17 protein-coding genes and 1 tRNA gene are annotated in these 18,570 nt (G+C 41.0%); 14 read left to right on the top strand and 4 right to left on the bottom strand.

The features are described 5' to 3' along the window. The first annotated feature begins 289 nt into the window (after positions 1 to 289). The gene (locus tag U2718_RS09535; protein WP_341994080.1) at positions 290 to 1,336 is read left to right on the top strand and encodes an adenosine deaminase; all 1,047 of its coding nucleotides are present in this window, start codon (positions 290 to 292) and stop codon (positions 1,334 to 1,336) included. Positions 1,337 to 1,583: 247 nt separating this feature from the next. On the opposite strand, the gene U2718_RS09540 is transcribed toward U2718_RS09535, so the two are convergent. Beyond that, a complete protein-coding gene (locus U2718_RS09540) occupies positions 1,584 to 1,904 on the bottom strand; it encodes a rhodanese-like domain-containing protein (protein ID WP_341994079.1) in 321 nt (106 codons plus the stop codon). 292 nt (positions 1,905 to 2,196) lie between these two features. Here U2718_RS09540 and mutL point away from each other — a divergent pair, with 292 nt between their 5' ends. From mutL to U2718_RS09580, 8 genes are all read left to right on the top strand, one after another. After that, entirely contained in the window at positions 2,197 to 3,882 is a 1,686-nt protein-coding gene (gene mutL / locus U2718_RS09545; protein WP_341994078.1) for a DNA mismatch repair endonuclease MutL, read from the top strand. Positions 3,883 to 4,011: 129 nt separating this feature from the next. Continuing rightward, positions 4,012 to 4,779 (top strand): TIGR04255 family protein, encoded by a 768-nt coding sequence (locus tag U2718_RS09550; protein WP_341994077.1) that lies wholly within the window; start codon positions 4,012 to 4,014, stop codon positions 4,777 to 4,779. Next, positions 4,776 to 5,315, top strand: coding sequence for a hypothetical protein (locus U2718_RS09555; protein ID WP_341994076.1), 540 nt, complete (start codon positions 4,776 to 4,778; stop codon positions 5,313 to 5,315). The genes U2718_RS09550 and U2718_RS09555 overlap by 4 nt, the downstream gene beginning before the upstream one ends. Positions 5,316 to 5,318: 3 nt before the next feature. Further along, complete coding sequence (locus tag U2718_RS09560) at positions 5,319 to 5,840, top strand: hypothetical protein (protein WP_341994075.1); 522 nt, start codon at positions 5,319 to 5,321, stop codon at positions 5,838 to 5,840. 261 nt (positions 5,841 to 6,101) lie between these two features. Next, on the top strand, positions 6,102 to 6,548 hold the full coding sequence (locus tag U2718_RS09565) for a MerR family transcriptional regulator (RefSeq protein WP_341994074.1): 447 nt from the start codon (positions 6,102 to 6,104) through the stop codon (positions 6,546 to 6,548). A 13-nt stretch (positions 6,549 to 6,561) separates the two neighbouring features. After that, positions 6,562 to 7,350, top strand: a complete 789-nt coding sequence (locus U2718_RS09570) for a glucose 1-dehydrogenase (RefSeq protein ID WP_341994073.1) — start codon at positions 6,562 to 6,564, stop codon at positions 7,348 to 7,350. Positions 7,351 to 7,355: 5 nt separating this feature from the next. Further along, positions 7,356 to 8,291 carry a hypothetical protein gene (locus U2718_RS09575; protein ID WP_341994072.1) on the top strand — a complete coding sequence of 312 codons (936 nt, stop codon included), beginning with the start codon at positions 7,356 to 7,358 and terminating at the stop codon, positions 8,289 to 8,291. A 39-nt stretch (positions 8,292 to 8,330) separates the two neighbouring features. Next, positions 8,331 to 9,314 carry a gluconolaconase gene (locus U2718_RS09580; protein WP_341994071.1) on the top strand — a complete coding sequence of 328 codons (984 nt, stop codon included), beginning with the start codon at positions 8,331 to 8,333 and terminating at the stop codon, positions 9,312 to 9,314. Between the two features lie 21 nt (positions 9,315 to 9,335). Here the strand turns inward: U2718_RS09580 and U2718_RS09585 are convergent, their stop codons facing one another. After that, positions 9,336 to 10,463, bottom strand: a complete 1,128-nt coding sequence (locus U2718_RS09585; protein ID WP_341994070.1) for a glycoside hydrolase family 3 protein — start codon at positions 10,461 to 10,463, stop codon at positions 9,336 to 9,338. Positions 10,464 to 11,219: 756 nt separating this feature from the next. Here U2718_RS09585 and U2718_RS09590 point away from each other — a divergent pair. The 5 genes from U2718_RS09590 (at position 11,220) to U2718_RS09610 (ending at position 16,949) form a co-directional block, all read left to right on the top strand. Continuing rightward, positions 11,220 to 12,107 carry a PhzF family phenazine biosynthesis protein gene (locus U2718_RS09590; protein WP_341994069.1) on the top strand — a complete coding sequence of 296 codons (888 nt, stop codon included), beginning with the start codon at positions 11,220 to 11,222 and terminating at the stop codon, positions 12,105 to 12,107. Between the two features lie 472 nt (positions 12,108 to 12,579). Next, on the top strand, positions 12,580 to 14,043 hold the full coding sequence (pds, locus tag U2718_RS09595; RefSeq protein WP_341994068.1) for a 15-cis-phytoene desaturase: 1,464 nt from the start codon (positions 12,580 to 12,582) through the stop codon (positions 14,041 to 14,043). Continuing rightward, positions 14,027 to 14,959: a 15-cis-phytoene synthase CrtB gene (crtB, locus tag U2718_RS09600; RefSeq protein ID WP_341994067.1), complete on the top strand. Its 933-nt coding sequence runs from the start codon at positions 14,027 to 14,029 to the stop codon at positions 14,957 to 14,959. Before pds ends, crtB begins: the two co-directional genes overlap by 17 nt. Positions 14,960 to 15,117: 158 nt before the next feature. Next, positions 15,118 to 15,209 (top strand) — tRNA-Ser (locus U2718_RS09605). Between the two features lie 405 nt (positions 15,210 to 15,614). Further along, positions 15,615 to 16,949, top strand: coding sequence for an ABC transporter substrate-binding protein (locus U2718_RS09610; RefSeq protein ID WP_341994066.1), 1,335 nt, complete (start codon positions 15,615 to 15,617; stop codon positions 16,947 to 16,949). Between the two features lie 134 nt (positions 16,950 to 17,083). On the opposite strand, the gene U2718_RS09615 is transcribed toward U2718_RS09610, so the two are convergent. Further along, positions 17,084 to 17,836 carry a hypothetical protein gene (locus U2718_RS09615; RefSeq protein ID WP_341994065.1) on the bottom strand — a complete coding sequence of 251 codons (753 nt, stop codon included), beginning with the start codon at positions 17,834 to 17,836 and terminating at the stop codon, positions 17,084 to 17,086. A 284-nt stretch (positions 17,837 to 18,120) separates the two neighbouring features. Next, positions 18,121 to 18,297: a hypothetical protein gene (locus tag U2718_RS09620; RefSeq protein WP_341994064.1), complete on the bottom strand. Its 177-nt coding sequence runs from the start codon at positions 18,295 to 18,297 to the stop codon at positions 18,121 to 18,123. Positions 18,298 to 18,570: the final 273 nt, after the last annotated feature.

Here is an 18,570-nt window from a genome sequence, read left to right on the forward strand (position 1 = left end):
GCTGTCTTGAAAATGGGTGTAGGGGTGTAGGGGTATAGGGGTATACGAAGAGTTAAATTTTCATCAAGAGCGTTGTGGACTATTTGCCCGTGTGCGTCTAGCTTCTATTTTCAAGTTAGATCCCCATACAATTTAATCACACAACAAAGGATGAAAATTTTTATACCTTCTGCCTCCTGCCCTCTGCCTTATTTTCAATAAAAGCTCACAGAAAATTCATCCAAGTGTCGGTTGTTTTTTAATTTGTTACTGTTAATAATAATTAACATTTATTCCTAGAAAGATTTTTATGGCTTTATACGCAGAATTACACAGGCACCTGGGTGGTTCGGTTGTACCGCGAGTTCTATGGCGATACTTTGAGCGCCATTCTTCGGAATTAATTTCTCGGTTTGCTGACTATCCAGAATTTGAAGAGTTTTACACGCGTCCTCGCAACACATTAGATGAGTATCTAGAGTTGCACACCCTTGTGGAAAGCGTGCAAACAGTGGAAACTTTGCCTTACTTTATTTATCGCTTACTTCGGGGTGCTTACATTTTTGAAAATTTAGCGTATCTAGAACTGCGTTACACTCCTTATTTGCGAACACCCGAACATTTTAGTCAATCTCAGAGAATTGACAAGATGGCGGAAATTGTTGATGTGGTAGGAAGGGCAAGCAAAATTTCAGAATATCCAATTGTTACCAGTCAAATTTTGTGTATGCACTCCCGCCTACCTTTTGAGGTAAATAAGGCGATTGTTGATTTGGCAGCACAAAGCAGGCAGTATGTTTGTGCAGTAGATATAGCTGGGGGAGATAGCTATTATCGCGATCGCCTCAAAGAATGGAGCGAGCTATATGAATATGCCTTGTCTTTGGGAATTAATACTACAGGACATCTTTACGAAACTACTGCTGGCTTTTACCCAGAACTTTTACCATATTTAATGCGGATTGGTCACGGTATCCAAATACCTTTGTTGTATCCAGAATTACTCCCAGATTTAGCCAAACGAAACCAATGTTTGGAAGTTTGTCCCACAACCTACCTAAAAACTGGTACGTTACAGGACATTCGTCAACTGAAACTGGTTTTTGATCGCTGTTTCGATGCTGGAGTCGATATTGCCATTTGTACTGACAATGCCGGATTGCACAATGTTCGTCTGCCATTTGAGTACGAAAATCTCTTGACATACGACATTATTAATTTTGAACAGCTCCAGGCTTGTCAGGATGCAGCTTTTCGCCATGCTTTTGCTTGGCCTTACAGTCAACGTCCAGCATCTATGTTAAATGGTTTACTCAAGCCTCAATCAGCACAAATTCTAGCGATGAAAACTAATTAATTATCGCCAAAAAACGAGACACTTACAGAGTACAAAAATGTTGCAGTAAGTGAATTTTTATTATTTTTTATTTAGGTATTTGATGGAAATGCATAGTGATTTGCAAACAGCCGATTGACTGCTAGCACAGTATGTATTTCCTTTCAATCAAATGAGCTTTGAACCGCAAAATTACAGCTATAGACATTAACAAGAACAGTACTGCACAACGTGCAGTACATCAATAACGAAGCCAGTAATTTAATGATTAGATTTCTTCTGTTGCACCTCCAACAGACTTCCAAGCATCAAGACCACCTTTGAGTTCACTTACGTGGGTAAAACCTGCCTGTTGTAAGGTATTTACCGCTTGGGTAGTTTCTGCGTCATTTTCACCATAAACAAAAATTTCACGTTTAGTGTGAAAACTAGATTTAGCGCGTTCAGCTAAATCTTTTATCGGTAATGATACCGCTCCGGTAATATGAGCTTTGTTGAAGCTATGGCGATCGCGTACATCCAGGATTGTAAAACCTGGTTGACCCCATTCTAGGCGCGATTTTAAGTCATGGGCAACATAATCAATCATATAGCCACCTCTTGATCCTTTTTACTCGGTTATTTGCCGCTTTTCGCCTCAACAGCAATCTACCAAAAATCTGATTTTCATCGGGCTTTTTTTAAAAATAATAAATATTTTTTCAAAGTTTAAATTGCCTTTACCTTCGTTACCAGGTTAAACCTGGTAACGAGAACTAAAAATTTTTCAAAGTTTAAATCGCTTTGTTTAGTTATTTTGCAAGATATAAATTTATGTATATTAAGTTCATGAAATTTGTTTAAATAATACAGTGATTGCTTTCTCGCCTACACTGGACTGTATGGTATCTACGATACAAACTTTACCAACAGAAGTTGTACATTTAATCGCTGCTGGAGAGGTAATAGACTCTTTAGCTTCTGTAGTGCGGGAATTGGTAGAAAATTCCATAGATGCAGGTGCAACGCGAATTGTGGTTTCGATTTGGCCGGAACAGTGGCGCGTGCGGGTAACAGATAATGGTTGTGGAATGAACCTAGAGGATTTACAGCGAGCTGCATCAGCCCACAGCACAAGTAAAATCCGTATCTGTGCAGATTTATGGAAAATTACTAGTTTGGGATTTCGCGGTGAAGCGTTGCACAGTTTAACAACTTTGGCTGATTTAGAAATTTTGAGTCGTCCAGCCCCTTCTGTGGAAGGTGGGGATTGCGGATGGCGAGTAGTCTATGGCTATGCGGGAGAAGCAGTGCATGTGGAGGCAGCAGCGATCGCTCCTGGTACGGTTGTCACAGTCTCCAACCTTTTTGGTAATTGCTTGGGCAGACGTCAAGGTTTACCCTCAACTGCACAGCAAATGAAAGCAGTGCAAACCACAATCCAACAAATCGCCTTATGCCACCCCTACATTGCTTGGCAAGTTTGGCAAAATGACCGTGAATGGTTTACCATCTCCCCAGCCTCAACGATGGGGCAACTGATACCGCAAATTCTTCATCAAGTGCGAGCGAGCGATTTGCAAGAGTTGCAGGTAGAAATACCTGAAAAAGAGTCACAAGCTAATGATTCAAAGCTGAATTTGGTAATCGGATTACCCGATCGCGCTTCACGCCATCGCCCAGATTGGCTGCGGGTAGCTGTAAACGGACGGATGGTAAAAACATCGGAACTAGAGCAAACTATTTTAGGGGCATTTCACAGAACATTACCACGCGATCGCTATCCCATTTGTTGCCTGCATCTATTGATACATCCAGGACATATTAACTGGAACCGTAACCCAGCGAAAACAGAAATTTACCTCAACGATGTGAATTACTGGCAACAGCAAATTAGTCAGGCGATTGAGCAAGCACTCCGCATTAATTCTGCCACTGTTAAAGAAGCAGTTCACACTAGTCGAGTCGGGAAATTAATCAAAGCAGCCGAAGAAAAAAGTAATTACAATATCAACCCTTCCCAGCCAGCTGAACCAAATCAAACCTCCCACTATTTAACAGCAGTCGGTCAGGTTAATAACACCTACATTGTTGCCGAACATCCGGGTGGTTTGTGGTTAGTAGAACAACACATTGCTCACGAACGAGTTTTGTACGAGCAATTATGTGATAACTGGCAAATCGTTCCCGTCGAGCCACCGATAATTCTCTATCAATTATCGCCAGCCCAGGTATCCCAACTGCAACGCATCGGTTTAGATATAGAACCCTTCGGCGAACAGCTTTGGGCAGTTCGCAGTCTACCTGCACTGTTGCAACAACGAGACGACTGTGCAGACGCAATTTTAGAACTAAGTTGGGGGGGTGACTTACAAACAGCACAAGTAGCTGTTGCTTGTCGCAGTGCCATTCGCAACGGTATACCCCTGAGTTTGCCAGAAATGCAGACGCTACTAAATGACTGGCAGCGTACTCGCAATCCCCGCACTTGTCCCCACGGACGCCCAATTTATTTGTCTTTGGAGGAATCAGCCTTAGCGCGGTTTTTCCGGCGTCATTGGGTAATTGGTAAAAGTCATGGGATTTAAACTACAGGTCTAGAAAGTCTAATACGGTATCGAGATTTGATACGGACAATTATTACGAAGTCTTGTAGACTATGAATATAGATTAAGACTTATATTTACAAATCTCCAATGGTTTTGAAGAAATGAAAAATGAGATTTCCTAATCCACCTATTACTGAAGCAATCTTCGATATAACAGTTAATCTTCGTGATAGTTTTAATCATGAAATTTTACTAAATTTTCACGAGGAAGTCAAAGAGGCTTTTCCTAATATTCAAAAAAGAATGGCATTTCAAGGAGGTCTTGAATTAAAAGTAGATGATATTGATGAGATAAATCCTCAATTACTTCCTATATCTAATAAACCAGAGGGATATATTTTTATTTCTCAAGATCAAAAAAGAATTATCCAAGCTAGATTAAACGGATTTACCTTTAGTAGGTTAAAACCCTACGAAAGCTGGGAAAGTTTCTACCGAGAAGCATATCAGCTTTGGGAGAAATATGCTCAATTAGTATCTCCTGTTAAAGTAACTCGTCTTGCTCTACGATATATCAACCAAATTTTGATACCAGCTACAGGAACTATAGAGTTAAAAGATTATATAAGAACAGTACCAGAAATATCGAATGATTTATCGGTAATAATGGAAGACTATTTCATGCAAATACTTGTAGTCCATCCAGACTATCGACCATCAAGAGCAATTATTAATCAAACAATAGGTCAAGTTACCGAAAATGAAAAGGGTGAGAGAGTAGTCCCTTTGATATTTGATATAGATGTTTTTCAACAAGTCAATCTTCACCATGATGATGAAGAAATTAAAAAAATTTTTGAATTAAATTTGCGAAGTTTTAGAGACGAAATATTTTTTAAGAGCATTAATGATAAAACAAAGGAGCTTTTCAAATGAGTAAATTACTTGCTCCAGATAAAGGTCAGATTTTGAATCATACTACTAGCAGTGGTAGTAGTCAAGAACACTATAAAATATTTAGAAAGGCACAACAAGCTCAAAAACATAATCTAGAAGCAATAGCATGGAAATACAATACGTCCTTTTACTTGTTCTCCAATCTAGATATTTCTGACTTTGAGAATAGAGTAGAAGAAATTCGAGATGAACTGATGGAAGGTCATTTTAGACTTTCTAAAGAAGACATAAACTACCTGAAGAAAGATATTAAAAAATTGGATGTTTTTCAACTTATAGCTGTGACACGACTTCTGGGGCCTCTTTTAGAAAGTGCAGACCATTCTCAGGATGCAGCTTCCATAATAAGTGTTCTTCTACAGCATCCTGCCGACGAAGTGAGATATGCTGCTTTAGAGGCAATAAGTTTTGCTTTAGGAGAAGTTTCTATTGCTGAAAAAATACTTGCAGAAGCCAAGAATTTGCTGAAAAATGAAGAAAGTACATTTGTACGTGAATACTTGGAGTCTCTATAAGGTGTGAGTGAATTCCCTTACTACAGGAGTGTTAAAAGCCTTGCGATCTGGAAAGCAGGTAAACAACAGAAGGCGATTCTATCTTCAGAACACGCTGAACGATACCTGAGAGATATTAAGGAGGGAAAAGGTTTTCCCTCATTATGGCTACCTTCTTCTCCTGAAGATTTAGAGAAAATTTCATTAGGAATCCTTCTGAGAAAAGGGCATCTCGATACTGTAAACTTAGTTGGTTTAAATGAATCCTGCTTTAGAAATGTAGGAATTGAAGTGAGCAAGGTCGAAGTTTTTAATTTCCCTATACCTACAGTAGGCCACTTACACTATGAATTGTGTACTACTGATGATAATAAGTTAACAGCAGCTATAGAAATTTTTCTTCAATGTAATGGTAACTTTGCAGATTTTATTAAGTCAGACCCAAACAAAATTAATATGCGTAGAATAGCTGCAAAGTATATAGATGAAGTTAGTGAATCATATAAACAGAAAGCTCAAGAGTGGGCTAAACAATACCTACAGTGAAAGTTTTATAAGGAAGTTCACAATATTTTTTTGCAAATAGTACGCTGTTTTAGACTATAAAAGCTGGCAGAAGCTAAGGCTAGGGGAGATAAGCAAGCGGCAAGGGAGCATTACAAGGGACTGAAGGCTGTCTATAAGCGTCTTCCAGAGTTGGAATATTTGGATTTAACATCTCCTGTTCCGTATAGTTCGACTAGTGCGACTATTTAGTCATAACTAGGGTATTGACTTAGAGCGTACTCTAACTTGTAGAGTTCTTTCATGACTAGTGAATTAACTATCCAACAAGTTGCACAGGCAACAGGTTTAAGCGTCCACGCTTTACGGTACTACGAAAAAGTTGGACTTTTGGCTCCAATTCAACGCGCAGCCAACGGCCATAGACGATATTCTGTTGAAGATGTTGCTTGGTTGGAATTCCTAGTGCGACTGCGAACAACAGGTATGTCGATTCAACAAGTTCTTGCCTTTGCAAATCTAGTTCGTGAAAATCCTCATGATGTTCAACAAAGACGTCTGCTTTTGGAAGCACACCGCGATAAAGTCAGGCAAAATCTTGAAGAGTTGGCTCATCACCTACAGGTGATTGAGTTGAAAATTGAACACTATCAAGAACTAGAAGCAAAGGGAGAAAGCGATCGCAACTGTATCTTCTGGAATAACTATCTTAAACAAGTGTTAGAGTCCCAAGCCTCATTAAATAAATAGTAAGGAGACATCCATGCGATTCCAAAATAAGGTTGTCCTCGTGACTGGGGGCAATTCTGGCATTGGTTGTGCCAGTGCGATCGCTTTTGCCAGGGAAGGCGCAAAAGTTGTAATTGCAGCTAGACGCGAGCAAGAAGGACAAGAAATCATTCGGCTGATTCAGGAAACTGGTGGTGAAGCTACATTTATTCAAACGGATGTTTCTAGAAGTGAAGAAATCAAGAGACTCATCTCTAAAACTATTGAAATTTACGGAAGATTGGATTGTGCTTTCAACAACGCTGGCACGGAAGGTGTTTTTGCTCCCATGCTGGAACTTAGGGAAGAAGATTGGGATAGAACGATCGCTGTCAACCTGAAAGCAGTCTGGCTGTGCATGAAGCATGAAATTGAGGCATTTCTGAAACAGGGTTCGGGTGGGGTAATTGTGAACACTTCTTCCTGGCTAGCAGTTGGCGCATTGGTTGGTTCGACTATTTATTCCGCTAGCAAAGCTGGAATCGATGGGTTAATGCGATCGGCAGCTCTTGAATTTGCTCAATTTGGTATCCGTATAAACAACATTAATCCAGGCATTATAGATACACCAATGCTGCATCGGTTTGGTAATGACGAGGCGTTTCTCAAGCCTTTTATTGCCCATACTCCCATGCAACGTTTGGGAACCCCACAAGAAGTTGCCGAAACAGTTCTTTGGCTATGTTCAGACGCTGCTTCATTTATGAACGGTCAAAGTATTTTAGTTGATGGTGGGTGGACTATTCCAGGTATAAGAAATTGGTTACAAGCTTCAGGAGAGTAGCCCAAGTGAAATTTTTCTTAGGCAAAAAATTTCTGTTTATTTTGGGGATTTTGTTGGCTTATTTTATGTGGGTAACTTTTCCTGCCCATGCCATCAATTTTATAGAAGATTTTTCTCATCCCGAAAGTATTACTATTGACTCAACTGGACAAAGAATATTTGTATCCAATATCGGTGCGAATATGGAACCTAGCTCCAAAGATGGAGATGGTTTCATAAGTGAAATAACAGCGAATGGAAAATTAGTACACAAATCTTTTACGCCCAAGGGAGCTTTAAACGCACCCAAAGGGCTAGCTGTAGCAGATAATATTCTCTATGTTGCAGATATTGACCGTATAGTTGGATTTGACCTTGAAAGCGGCAAACAAGTATCTGAACTGGACTTATCAAGTCGTATTTCTTTTATCAACGATTTGTTAGCTTTGAACGAACAAACACTTCTTGCTTCAGCTTCCGATACAGGAAAAATTTATCAAGTGTCCCTAGCAGATAATCAGGTTTCGGTTTTACATGGCTGCGTTCCCGGTGCCAATGGTATTACTTATGATACCAAAACTAACACTATTTATGCTGTTGGTTTAGGAAAAAACTTTAATGGCAAGGGAGGTATTTACGAACTTGAGTTATCAATTTCTCAAAGTAAATTTGAGCGAATTGATGTCCCTACTGGTTTCTTTGACGGCATTGCTTATTTGGATGAGAAATACCTAATTTACTCAAATTGGGTTGGAATTCAAAAGCCTACACAGGGTGCTATTTACATCTACAATATCAACACAAAAAAACTAGATAAACTCAAACTACCAATAAAAGTTCACGGCCCAGCCGATTTTTATTACCAAGCTACTACAAATCTTCTGTGGTTACCACTAACTTTGGATAACCGGGTTGCCATCCTCAAGTTAAATAAAATTTTGCCAAACTTTAAAAAATATTGACGAGAAGAAACAATTTAGTTGATAGTAATTGATTAATTCATGCTGAAGAAATTCCTTTATACGACTGCAATTGTAGTGTTTACCTTTAGCTCAATTCAGTCCTTAGCTACGCCCGTGCGCGTACTTGCTCCTATCGAACTACCTTCTAATTTTCAATATCCAAATGGAATTGCACGTGCTAGCAACGGTACTTTATATGTTGGTTCAGTAACAAGCGGACAAATACTGCGTATCAATCCTCAAGGCAAAATCGAAAGCTTCTTTGCCGGAAGTGACGAAGTGTTTGCTGCCAATGCTCTGCGGCTAGATGAACGGCGAGGAATCCTTTGGGGAGCTTCTTCTGACTTTCTGGGAATTCGCACTCCGAATGGTGAAACTATCCGTCGCCCACATCGGATTTTTGCCATTGATACGCGCACGGGTAAAATTTTGCGTGTTATCTTAATGCCCGATAGTGGTTTTGGTAACGATATTGCACTCGATGAAGATGGCGGCGTTTATGTCACAGACAGTTCGCGCCCGCGCATCCACTATCTCGCACCTGGAGCAACTCAACTCCAGATTTGGGCAGAAGACAGACGCTTTAGCTCCAAAGAAATAGGGCTTGCTGGTATTGCGCGTAAATCTGATGGTACAACCATCGTCGGTTTGTTCTCTGCTGGAGAACTCTTGAAGGTGATACCTCAGCCCCAGGGTGGTGTGAAAGTTGAGCCTATACCCCTTGCGCGCAAGCTTGAAAATCCGGATGGAATGCAATTCGCGTCTGATGGGCGTTTGCTTGTCACGGAAGGTGCGATCAACAGCGGTAAAGGTAGCCTTCTACGCATCGATGTACTTTCCCCTGGCACTCAGCCCAAATCTATAGAAACCTTGACTCGTGGCATGGAGTCACCCGTTAACTTAACCGTGAGCGATCGCCAGATCTGGGTTACGGAAGCACGCATTCGCCACCGTCTTGTTCCGGGGCGGGAAAAACAGATCCCCGATCGCTTCTTCATCCGTCGTTTCACTTTGCCAAGTTAAGTTTTCGCGTCTTTGGGATGCCTACGAACTCTGCCCAACAACATTTTCTGTCACCACAGCCTTGTGGAAAGAACAAGCGATCGCTAATTCTGAATGACGCACAAGCGTGTCTTTGTCAAGGGAAGACACTAAATATTGCGGAGTTATTGCTAAGAGGCTATCAATTCGCATTCTGGCTGCTTCGACAATACGTTCTTCAAGACTACCGTTACTCAAAGAATTCACAAAATCTTGAGCGATCGCAAAGGTGCGTTCTAAGGAAGATGAAGGCAGATTGCGGGAGACAATGAACAAATCGCAGCCAGCATTCAATGTCCGTGCCACAGTTCCACTTTTGGCATACATATCTGAGACAGCCTTCATATCCAAATCGTCAGATACGATTACACCCCCAAACCCAAGTTCCTCTCTGAGTATGCCGTTGAGAATCCGTTGCGAGAGTGTTGCTGGCACGTCAGGATCTATATTGGGAAATAAAATGTGGGCAGTCATGATCATCGGCACTTGCTCGTCAATGAGAACTTTGAACGGGATCAGTTCTCGTTCTCGCAATTCTTTGATCGTTAAATTCAGTGTCGGCAGTTCCAAGTGAGAGTCTGTGCTGGTGTCTCCATGTCCGGGAAAATGTTTGGCACAGCCGATAACTCCTGACTCGTGTAATCCCAGGTAGTAATCACGCGCTCCAGTCGCCGCAGTTTCAGGAGTAGTGCCAAAAGCGCGAGGCCCGATAATTGGATTGTTGGGATTAGAAAAAATATCTGCCACCGGTGCCCAAGATACGTTTATTCCCAATGACTTTAGTTCAACTGCTGCTGCTGTTGCGACTTCACGCGATCGCCCTCCCAACAGAAAAGCATGGGGAAATCGAGTGATTGGTAAATAGGGGCGATGAACATTACCTCCTTCGTGATCAATAGTTATAAACATTGAGTCACGCTCGGCATACTGCCGAATTTGATCGATCATATTTTGATAAATTAGCAGCCAATCTTCATAATGGCTACCATAACGAAAGTTTTTAGCATACAAAATAACTCCTACAGGCTTTAATTCGTTTAATATACGTTTATCATCATCGTTTAAAGTAGTACCAGAAATACCGACAATCAGGTGATGTCCAAAGCTTTGAATAGCTTCTGATCCTGCCATTATGCACTCCTTATAGCTAATGCTAATAAAAATAAGGTTTTTCTCATTAAATATCTAAAATTATGCGATTTTTATATTAAAGATAAATAAAGCAAGCGAAAATTAATTTAAATACTCATAAATCCTTCGCCTTGCAAACTCAAAATTTACTATCAGCAATCATAAGCTTATACTTTTCAAATTCTTTAAATGTATTAGTTTCGTGTAACAAATTATTTAATATCATAACTTTTGTAACTTTAGCTAATTCATAAGAGCTAAATTTTAGAAATTTATTGAATTAATCTACACACTTAATCAGGTAAAAATCGATTCATGATATTATCTACTTTATAAAAATTTATAAATTTAATTTTATGTTATGTCTAATATAGAACTCATATTTGATTTTTGAAAAAACACGTAGTGTGCGAGCGCGAAGATTAGCGCACCGTTTTCAAGGGTTGGGTACGTTAGACTAAAGTCATAACACAACGGCAGTTTTGCGGGAAGAAGATCTACACCGCAAACTTCCTCCCCTACAAATACTTAATTTTTTGCAGTAATCAAACCGGATTTCTATAGTATACCTTAAGTTTAGATGTATGAAAATCAACCTTAGACTTTCAATCTAAAAAACAGAATGCTTATCAAAAAGTCAGATTGATTGAGTAGTTAATAATAACTTTTAAACCTAAATTTTTTATAAAAGACACAAATTATATGCAGACTAGATGCAAGAATCTGTTGATTAACAAAGGCTAAAATAATTTTTGAATGAATAGTATTAATTTTTACATAGTCGATGTATTTGCTGAGACAAAATATACTGGCAATCAGTTAGCTGTATTTACTAATGCAGCAAACCTGACCTCAGAGCAGATGCAACTCATTGCTAAAGAAATCAACTATTCAGAGACAACGTTTTTAACCTCACCTCAGCAAACATCTGGTGGATATAATGTTCGTATATTTACGCCTGAGCAGGAACTTCCTTTTGCTGGACACCCAACATTGGGTACAGCCTATATTATTCAAAGGGAGATTATCAAACACCCAGTTACAAAAATTTTATTAAATTTAAAAGTTGGACAAATACCTGTCACTGTTAATTATATTGATGCTTCTGTTGAATGTATGTGGATGAAGCAAAAAGAACCAACTTTTCATCAGATATTAGATGTAGAAACTATTGCTGAAGTATTGAAAATTCCACCAGATGAGATAGATGGACGTTTTCCAATTCAAGAAGTTTCGACTGGAGTGCCATTTATTATTGTTCCTCTGAAAACTCTGGAATCATTGAAAAGAATCAAAGTCAATCAAGATAAATATTTTGAGATAATTAGCACCACAGATGCTAAATGTATCCTCGTTTTTTGCCCAGAAACTTATCATTCTAATAATCAGCTCAATGTGCGAGTTTTTTGTGATTATTTAGGCATACCAGAAGATCCTGCAACTGGTAGTGCAAATGGATGTTTAGCTGGATATTTAGTTGAATATTCCTACTTCGGTAAACAGAAAATTAGTATACGAGTTGAACAAGGATACGAAATTAAAAGACCATCTTTACTACTACTTGAAGCAGAAAAAAAAGATACAGCTATAGAAGTGTATGTGGGAGGAAAGGCAATAATGGTTGCTAGGGGTGAGTTTGTGTGAAAACAGAGGAGCAGGGGACGCAAAGACAAGGGGACACGGGGAGGTGGGGACAAGGAGCACCAGGAGCAGAGGAGAACTACTAACCCTCCGGGTACTCTGCGAGAAGCCCTTTGGATACCCTGTGGGAACGCCTTACGGCGAACGGGAGTTCCCCTACCCTGACGGGAAGCCATACCTACTTCTACCCGCTGCGCATCTACCGCGTCTACGCCGGAAAGCACAGCCACTACTCTACGAGAAGCCGGACTACGTCCGTCTACGTGTCTACCCTCCGGGTAGCACGTGGCCTCCAAGACGGGGACTGCTTCACCGCGCTGCCTCCCCATCGCACTGGCTCCCCTACTAACCACTAACTAATAACTAATGACCAATGACTAACTACTAAATCAATACCGACTGCAAATGTAACGGTTTGCAAAGTATAATGAGTACGGCAAAACCATTAAGAAATATTGAAGAGCAGTAAGGTTAAATGCGAGTAGCGATCGCCGGAGCAGGACTAGCAGGACTTTCCTGTGCTAAATATCTCACAGAAGCAGGTTATACACCCATTGTCTTGGAAAGCCGAGACGTACTGGGGGGTTTAGTAGCAGCTTGGCAGGATAAAGACGGCGACTGGTATGAAACTGGGCTGCACGTCTTTTTTGGGGCTTATCCCAATATGTTGCAGCTACTCAAAGAACTGGGTATTGAAGACCATTTGCAGTGGAAAGAACACACAATGATCTTCAACCAACCCGAAAAACCAGGCACCTATAGTAGATTTGATTTTCCGAATTTGCCAGCGCCTTTAAATGGCATTGTGGCGATTTTGCGAAACAATGATATGCTCACTTGGGGTGAAAAAATCCAGCTGGCAAAAGGATTAGTTCCAGCTATGCTCCGGGGACAAAAGTATGTTGAGTCAACAGACCAATACACTTTTTCAAAATGGTTAAAGCTACAAGGTGTAAACGATGAGGTACAGCAAGATATTTTTATTGCTGCCTCAAAGTCACTTAACTTTATCAACCCCGATGAGATCTCGGCTGTAGTACTATTGACAGCTCTAAGTCACTTCCTCCAAGAAAAAGATGGCTCGAAAATGGCTTTTTTGGATGGTTCTCCAACAGAGCGATTATGCCAGCCACTGGTAGATTATATTACAGAACGTGGAGGAGAAGTACGGTTAAACGCGCCTTTAAAAGAAATTTTGGTCAATGAAGACGGAACAGTAAAAGGATTCTTGATCCGGGGGATAAATGGCGCAGCAGATGAAGTATTAACTGCCGAGGTATATGTCTCGGCTATGCCTGTAGACGTGATGAAGGTCATGTTACCAGTTCCTTGGCAGCAAAATCAGTTCTTCCAAAAGCTAGAAGGGTTAGAAGGCGTACCCGTGATAAACTTGCAGTTGTGGTTTGACCGCAAGCTTACAGATATAGACCAGTTGCTATTCTCACGCTCACCTCTACTCAGCGTTTATGCTGATATGAGTAATACCTGTCGTGGATACGCCGATCCAGATCGCTCGATGTTGGAATTGGTGCTGGCTCCGGCAGAAGATTGGATTTCAAAATCCAATGAGGAGATTTTGCAGGCAACCCTTGCCGAGTTGCAGAAACTCTTCCCTGTCCATTTTAGTGGAGACAATCGAGCCAAATTATTGAAATATCACATCGTCAAAACGCCGCGTTCAGTTTACAAAGCAACCCCTGGTCGCCAACAGTACCGTCCTTCTCAGCAAACTCCGATTAGCAACTTCTATCTGAGTGGTAGTTACACAATGCAACCTTATCTCGGTAGTATGGAAGGTGCCGTACTTTCCGGTAAGCTGACAGCACAAGCGATCTCTGCGAGAAGCCCTGCGGGCGTCTACGCTGAAGCAGACTCGGCGGCAAATTCAAAAGAGCAAACGCAAACCCCTCAGCCTGCAACGAATGCTGCAACTGCCTGATTCCCCTCCGCGCATGAAACTGCCGGTCTCTGTGGAAGAGTCCTATCAACTTTGCCGTAAAATCACAGCAAAGTATGCCAAAACATTTTATCTTGGCACTTTGTTGATGACCAAAGCAAAGCGTCCTGCCATTTGGGCCATTTATGCTTGGTGTCGTCGTACAGACGAGCTAGTAGATGGCCCAGCAGCTGCTGTTACTACACCAGAAACTTTAGACAAATGGGAGCAGCAACTGGAATCCATTTTTGCGGGATACCCCATAGATAGTTTTGATGTAGCCCTAGTGGATACCCTCCAGCGCTTTCCGATGGACATTCAGCCTTTTCGGGATATGATCACAGGACAGCGTATGGACTTATACCGCAGTCGCTACGAAAATTTTGAGGAGCTATACCTTTACTGTTATCGCGTCGCTGGTACGGTAGGATTAATGTCAACAGCTGTGATGGGAGTAGATACCCAGCAAAATACTGCCCCTTGGAATTACTATCAACCAGCTTATATACCTACCGAGGAAGCGATCGCTTTAGGAATTGCCAGCCAACTTACTAACATTCTCCGAGATGTAGGTGAGGACGCTCGGCGAGGGCGAATTTATATTCCCCAAGCGGATTTAGCACAATTCAACTATACTGAACAAGACTTGTTAAAAGGTGTGGTTGATGAGCGCTGGCGTTCTTTAATGCGCTTCCAAATTGACCGCACGCGTCAATTTTACAGCAAGGCAGAGAAGGGTATTAGTCACCTATCTCCTGATGCCCGATTGCCTGTATGGGCAGCTTTAATGCACTATAGTAAAATTTTGGAGAAAATAGAACGCAACGACTACAATGTTTTCGACCGACGCGCCTGCGTGCCGCAGTGGCAAAAATTACGTAGCTTGCCAATAGCTTGGTTGCGAGCACAAGTGCTATAGAGTGTAGTCATTAGTCATTAGTCATTAAGTCATTAGTAAATTAGCACTCAAAGACCAATAAATAAGAAATGACCAGTGACCAATGACAAATGACTCATAAAGCCAAATAACTGTTGACTAGCATCTGATAATTTGCTAACATTTTTATTCGTGACCCTGGAGAGATGGCTGAGTGGTCGAAAGCGGCAGATTGCTAATCTGTTGTACGGTTCGTAAGGCCGTACCGAGGGTTCGAATCCCTCTCTCTCCGTGTAAAAAAGACGCGATACATATCGCGTCTTTAGTTTTTTGAGAAAACTTTATATAGAGCGGTTGAAAGTTTAACACTGTAAAACTTTTCACAGTTCTTTAGTAATGAGAAACGTAAATAAATATTACTTTGATAATGCCCCATTCTTTGCTAGTGGGGTTAATTTATATTCTGGTTTTTTCTCAATTTATGAATGTTTACAGATGAAAGTCTCAAAGTCTGAGATTTAAACCTGTTTTACTGCTGAGTTCTAAATTCTGTTGTATTTCGACTCTGCTAGCAAATATCTCACCTTTTTTTACTCCGTAAGGAGGATGTTATCATTTATATGCTTTCAAGGCATTAAGTTTGAATCTGACTTTAAGGTTCATCAAAAGGATAGGTATAAATTCAGGATATATGAATATGAAAAAGAATACTGGTGCCTTTGCCCTAGCTTTAACTACATTACTCACAGGTTTTTTAGTATCAGCTTGTGAAACTACTACTTCCAACACCACATCTAACAATGGTGGCAGTGCAACTCCAGCAGGTTCAACTACTACAACCACCGGTAGCGCTCAAGGATTGAAAATAGGTTCGCTGTTACCAACAACAGGTGACTTAGCAGCGATCGGACAGCAGATGGTGCAGTCTGTTCCCTTAGTTGTAGAGACTGTCAACGCTTGCGGGGGTGTGAACGGGCAACCAGTAACTCTGGTACAAGTAGATGATCAAACCGATCCCAGAGCTGGTGCTGCGGGTATGCAAAAATTGGCAACATTGGATAAAGTTGCAGGTGTAGTTGGTTCCTTTGCCAGCAGCGTCTCCACTGCTGCTGTCTCCATCGCCGTACCAAATAAAGTCATGCTGATTTCTCCTGGTAGTACTAGCCCTGTATTTACTGAAAAAGCTACAAAAGGAGGCTTTAAAAAAGACAACGTCAGCTACTGGGCGCGTACTGCTCCTCCAGATACCTATCAAGCACAAGCTTTAGCTCAACTTGCTAGTAAAAGAGGTTTTAAACAAGTTGCTACAGTTGTGATTAATAACGACTATGGTGTGGGCTTTGAAAAAGCATTTGTGCAGGCATTTGAAAAATTAGGAGGAACTGTAGTAAATAAAAATAGACCAGTTCGCTACGATCCCAAAGCTACTACTTTTGACACTGAAGCCCAAGCCGCATTTGCAGGCAAGCCAGATGCAGTACTAGGCGTGTTTTACGAAGAAACAGGTAGTTTATTTCTTAAATCAGCCTACCAGCAAGGCGTGACTCAAGGAGTGCAAATGATGCTCACTGATGGCGTGAAGTCAGACACATTCCCAACTAGAGTTGGTAAAGCATCTGATGGTAAATACATCACTGCTGGATCAATAGGTACGGTACCCGGTTCTAACGGTAAAGGATTAGAAGCTTTTAATAAACTTTGGCAATCTAAAAGAGGAGCGCCACCAGCACCCTATACTCCCCACGGTTGGGATGCCGCAGCCTTATTGGTGCTATCAGCTCAAGCAGCAAAAGAAAACACTGGTGTAGGAATTGCCAGCAAACTCCGTGATGTTGCTAATGCTCCAGGTACAGAAGTTAGCGATGTGTGCGAAGGTTTGAAATTGCTGAGAGAAGGTAAAGATATTAACTACCAAGGAGCTAGTGGTAATGTAGATATTGACGAAAACGGGGATGTAGTAGGTGTTTATGATGTTTGGACAATAGGTGATGATGGCAAAATTAAGACAATTGATCAGGTAAGTCCTAAGTAGTAACTAGGAAGAAGACAAGGGTAGGGAAGAGTGAGAGACGCGGCGACACGGAGAAAGGGAGACGCGGAGAAACTTTTATTTACATTCTCCTTGTCCCCTTGTCTCCTTGTCCCGGTGTTCTCTCCTAGTCCCTATTAAATGCCAAAGCCTCCGAAATTATAACCAACGCCTATCGATAGACCGATATCAGTTTCATCAAAAAATGCGGCGTTTACAGCGGCATTTGCCGTAAATTGGGAATTGAGTGGTACATCTACACCACCAGATAAAAGTAGAGAAACTTGAGAGTCACCGCCAGTTTTAATTGCAGCGCCAGCACCAACGTAGGGAGCAATTGGTAATGCTTCACTCAGTGGATCTCCTAGCTGCTGAAAAGAAAAGTCATAGCTGACAGGTATTAAGAAGACTGTATCGTCTCCAAGTACTGCTGATGGTCGTACAGAAAAGGCTCTGGTAAATCCAATTTTACTGATAATCATAAAATTACCATCGCCTAAAGCTGAATCACCACCACTCAAACCAATATTTGCTGCTACGCCAATATAGCTAGAACCTCCGCGAGTTGTTGTACCTATACCAATATCTGCTTGAGCCACATTGGGAGCAGCTGTTTGGGAAGTTGATTCTGAAGTCTGGGGAGCAAGGGCAGCCGATGAAGTTTCCACAGTGCCAGGAGTAGGTATGACTATGGAACTGACGGTTTCGTGTGCAGAATTGGATACCGCTTGAGTGTTTGCCTGTTCTTCAGTTTTGGAAATTTGGGTTAACTGCTGAGTGCTAATGGTATCTAGATTCTCAGCAACCGCAGGCATTCCACCACCTAAAACTGCCACTGCGGCTAAACTCAGCACACCAAAAGCTGTTTTATGAAAAACAATAGTATTCACGTTCACTCCTCAAAGGATATTACCTCAATAAATAGCGAGTCTTATGGTTTTTCAACCATCTTTTGCCAATATTTAACATTTAAACTTAAAAAAAAAATTCCCACATCCTTAGTTTCAACGTAGTACTAACGTTTAAGGAGCAAAAGCTTCAAAAATATATCGTTGGTTTGACGGATGACAAACTTTTGTAAAAATGCAATCAGCCTATCCTATATAATTGAGTTAATCGGGCTAAAATCTCCGACAAAACCCCTTTAGTGATCCTCTAGTGAGTTGACCAAGTGTCAGTAGATGACATGAGGGCGCTTAGTTGTTAAGAAGATAAACTTAAAAATAGGGCAATCAAAGCGATCGTTGAATAATTCCTTTTGTGTTCGGGAGCAATTCGCATAATGAACGCACCTATCTAGCTGTAGTTGCAGACGAGCAGCGATCGCTCCCGAAAAGTTTACAACAAACAACTAAAAAAGCCTTTTGACTTCCCCCAAGACTCAAGCACAAAGCAAGGGACATTTGAAAAGCAGCTAGATTTACATAACGTTAACTCTTTGTGCTTTTAATTGTGGGATACTATTCTAGTAACTCCTCAAAAGTTAAAAAAGAATGTAAAACTCAATTGAACTTTGTTTGGCTTAAATCTTCAAGCCATCGGGTAGCTGATTGAGAATTGAATCAAATCTATGAGAGATTAGTTAATATTCTCTTTTTCTTACTTATACCTTAAATTACTGCCG

The sequence above is a fragment of the Chlorogloeopsis sp. ULAP02 genome (genome assembly GCF_038404745.2).
Lineage (GTDB): Bacteria > Cyanobacteriota > Cyanobacteriia > Cyanobacteriales > Nostocaceae > Chlorogloeopsis.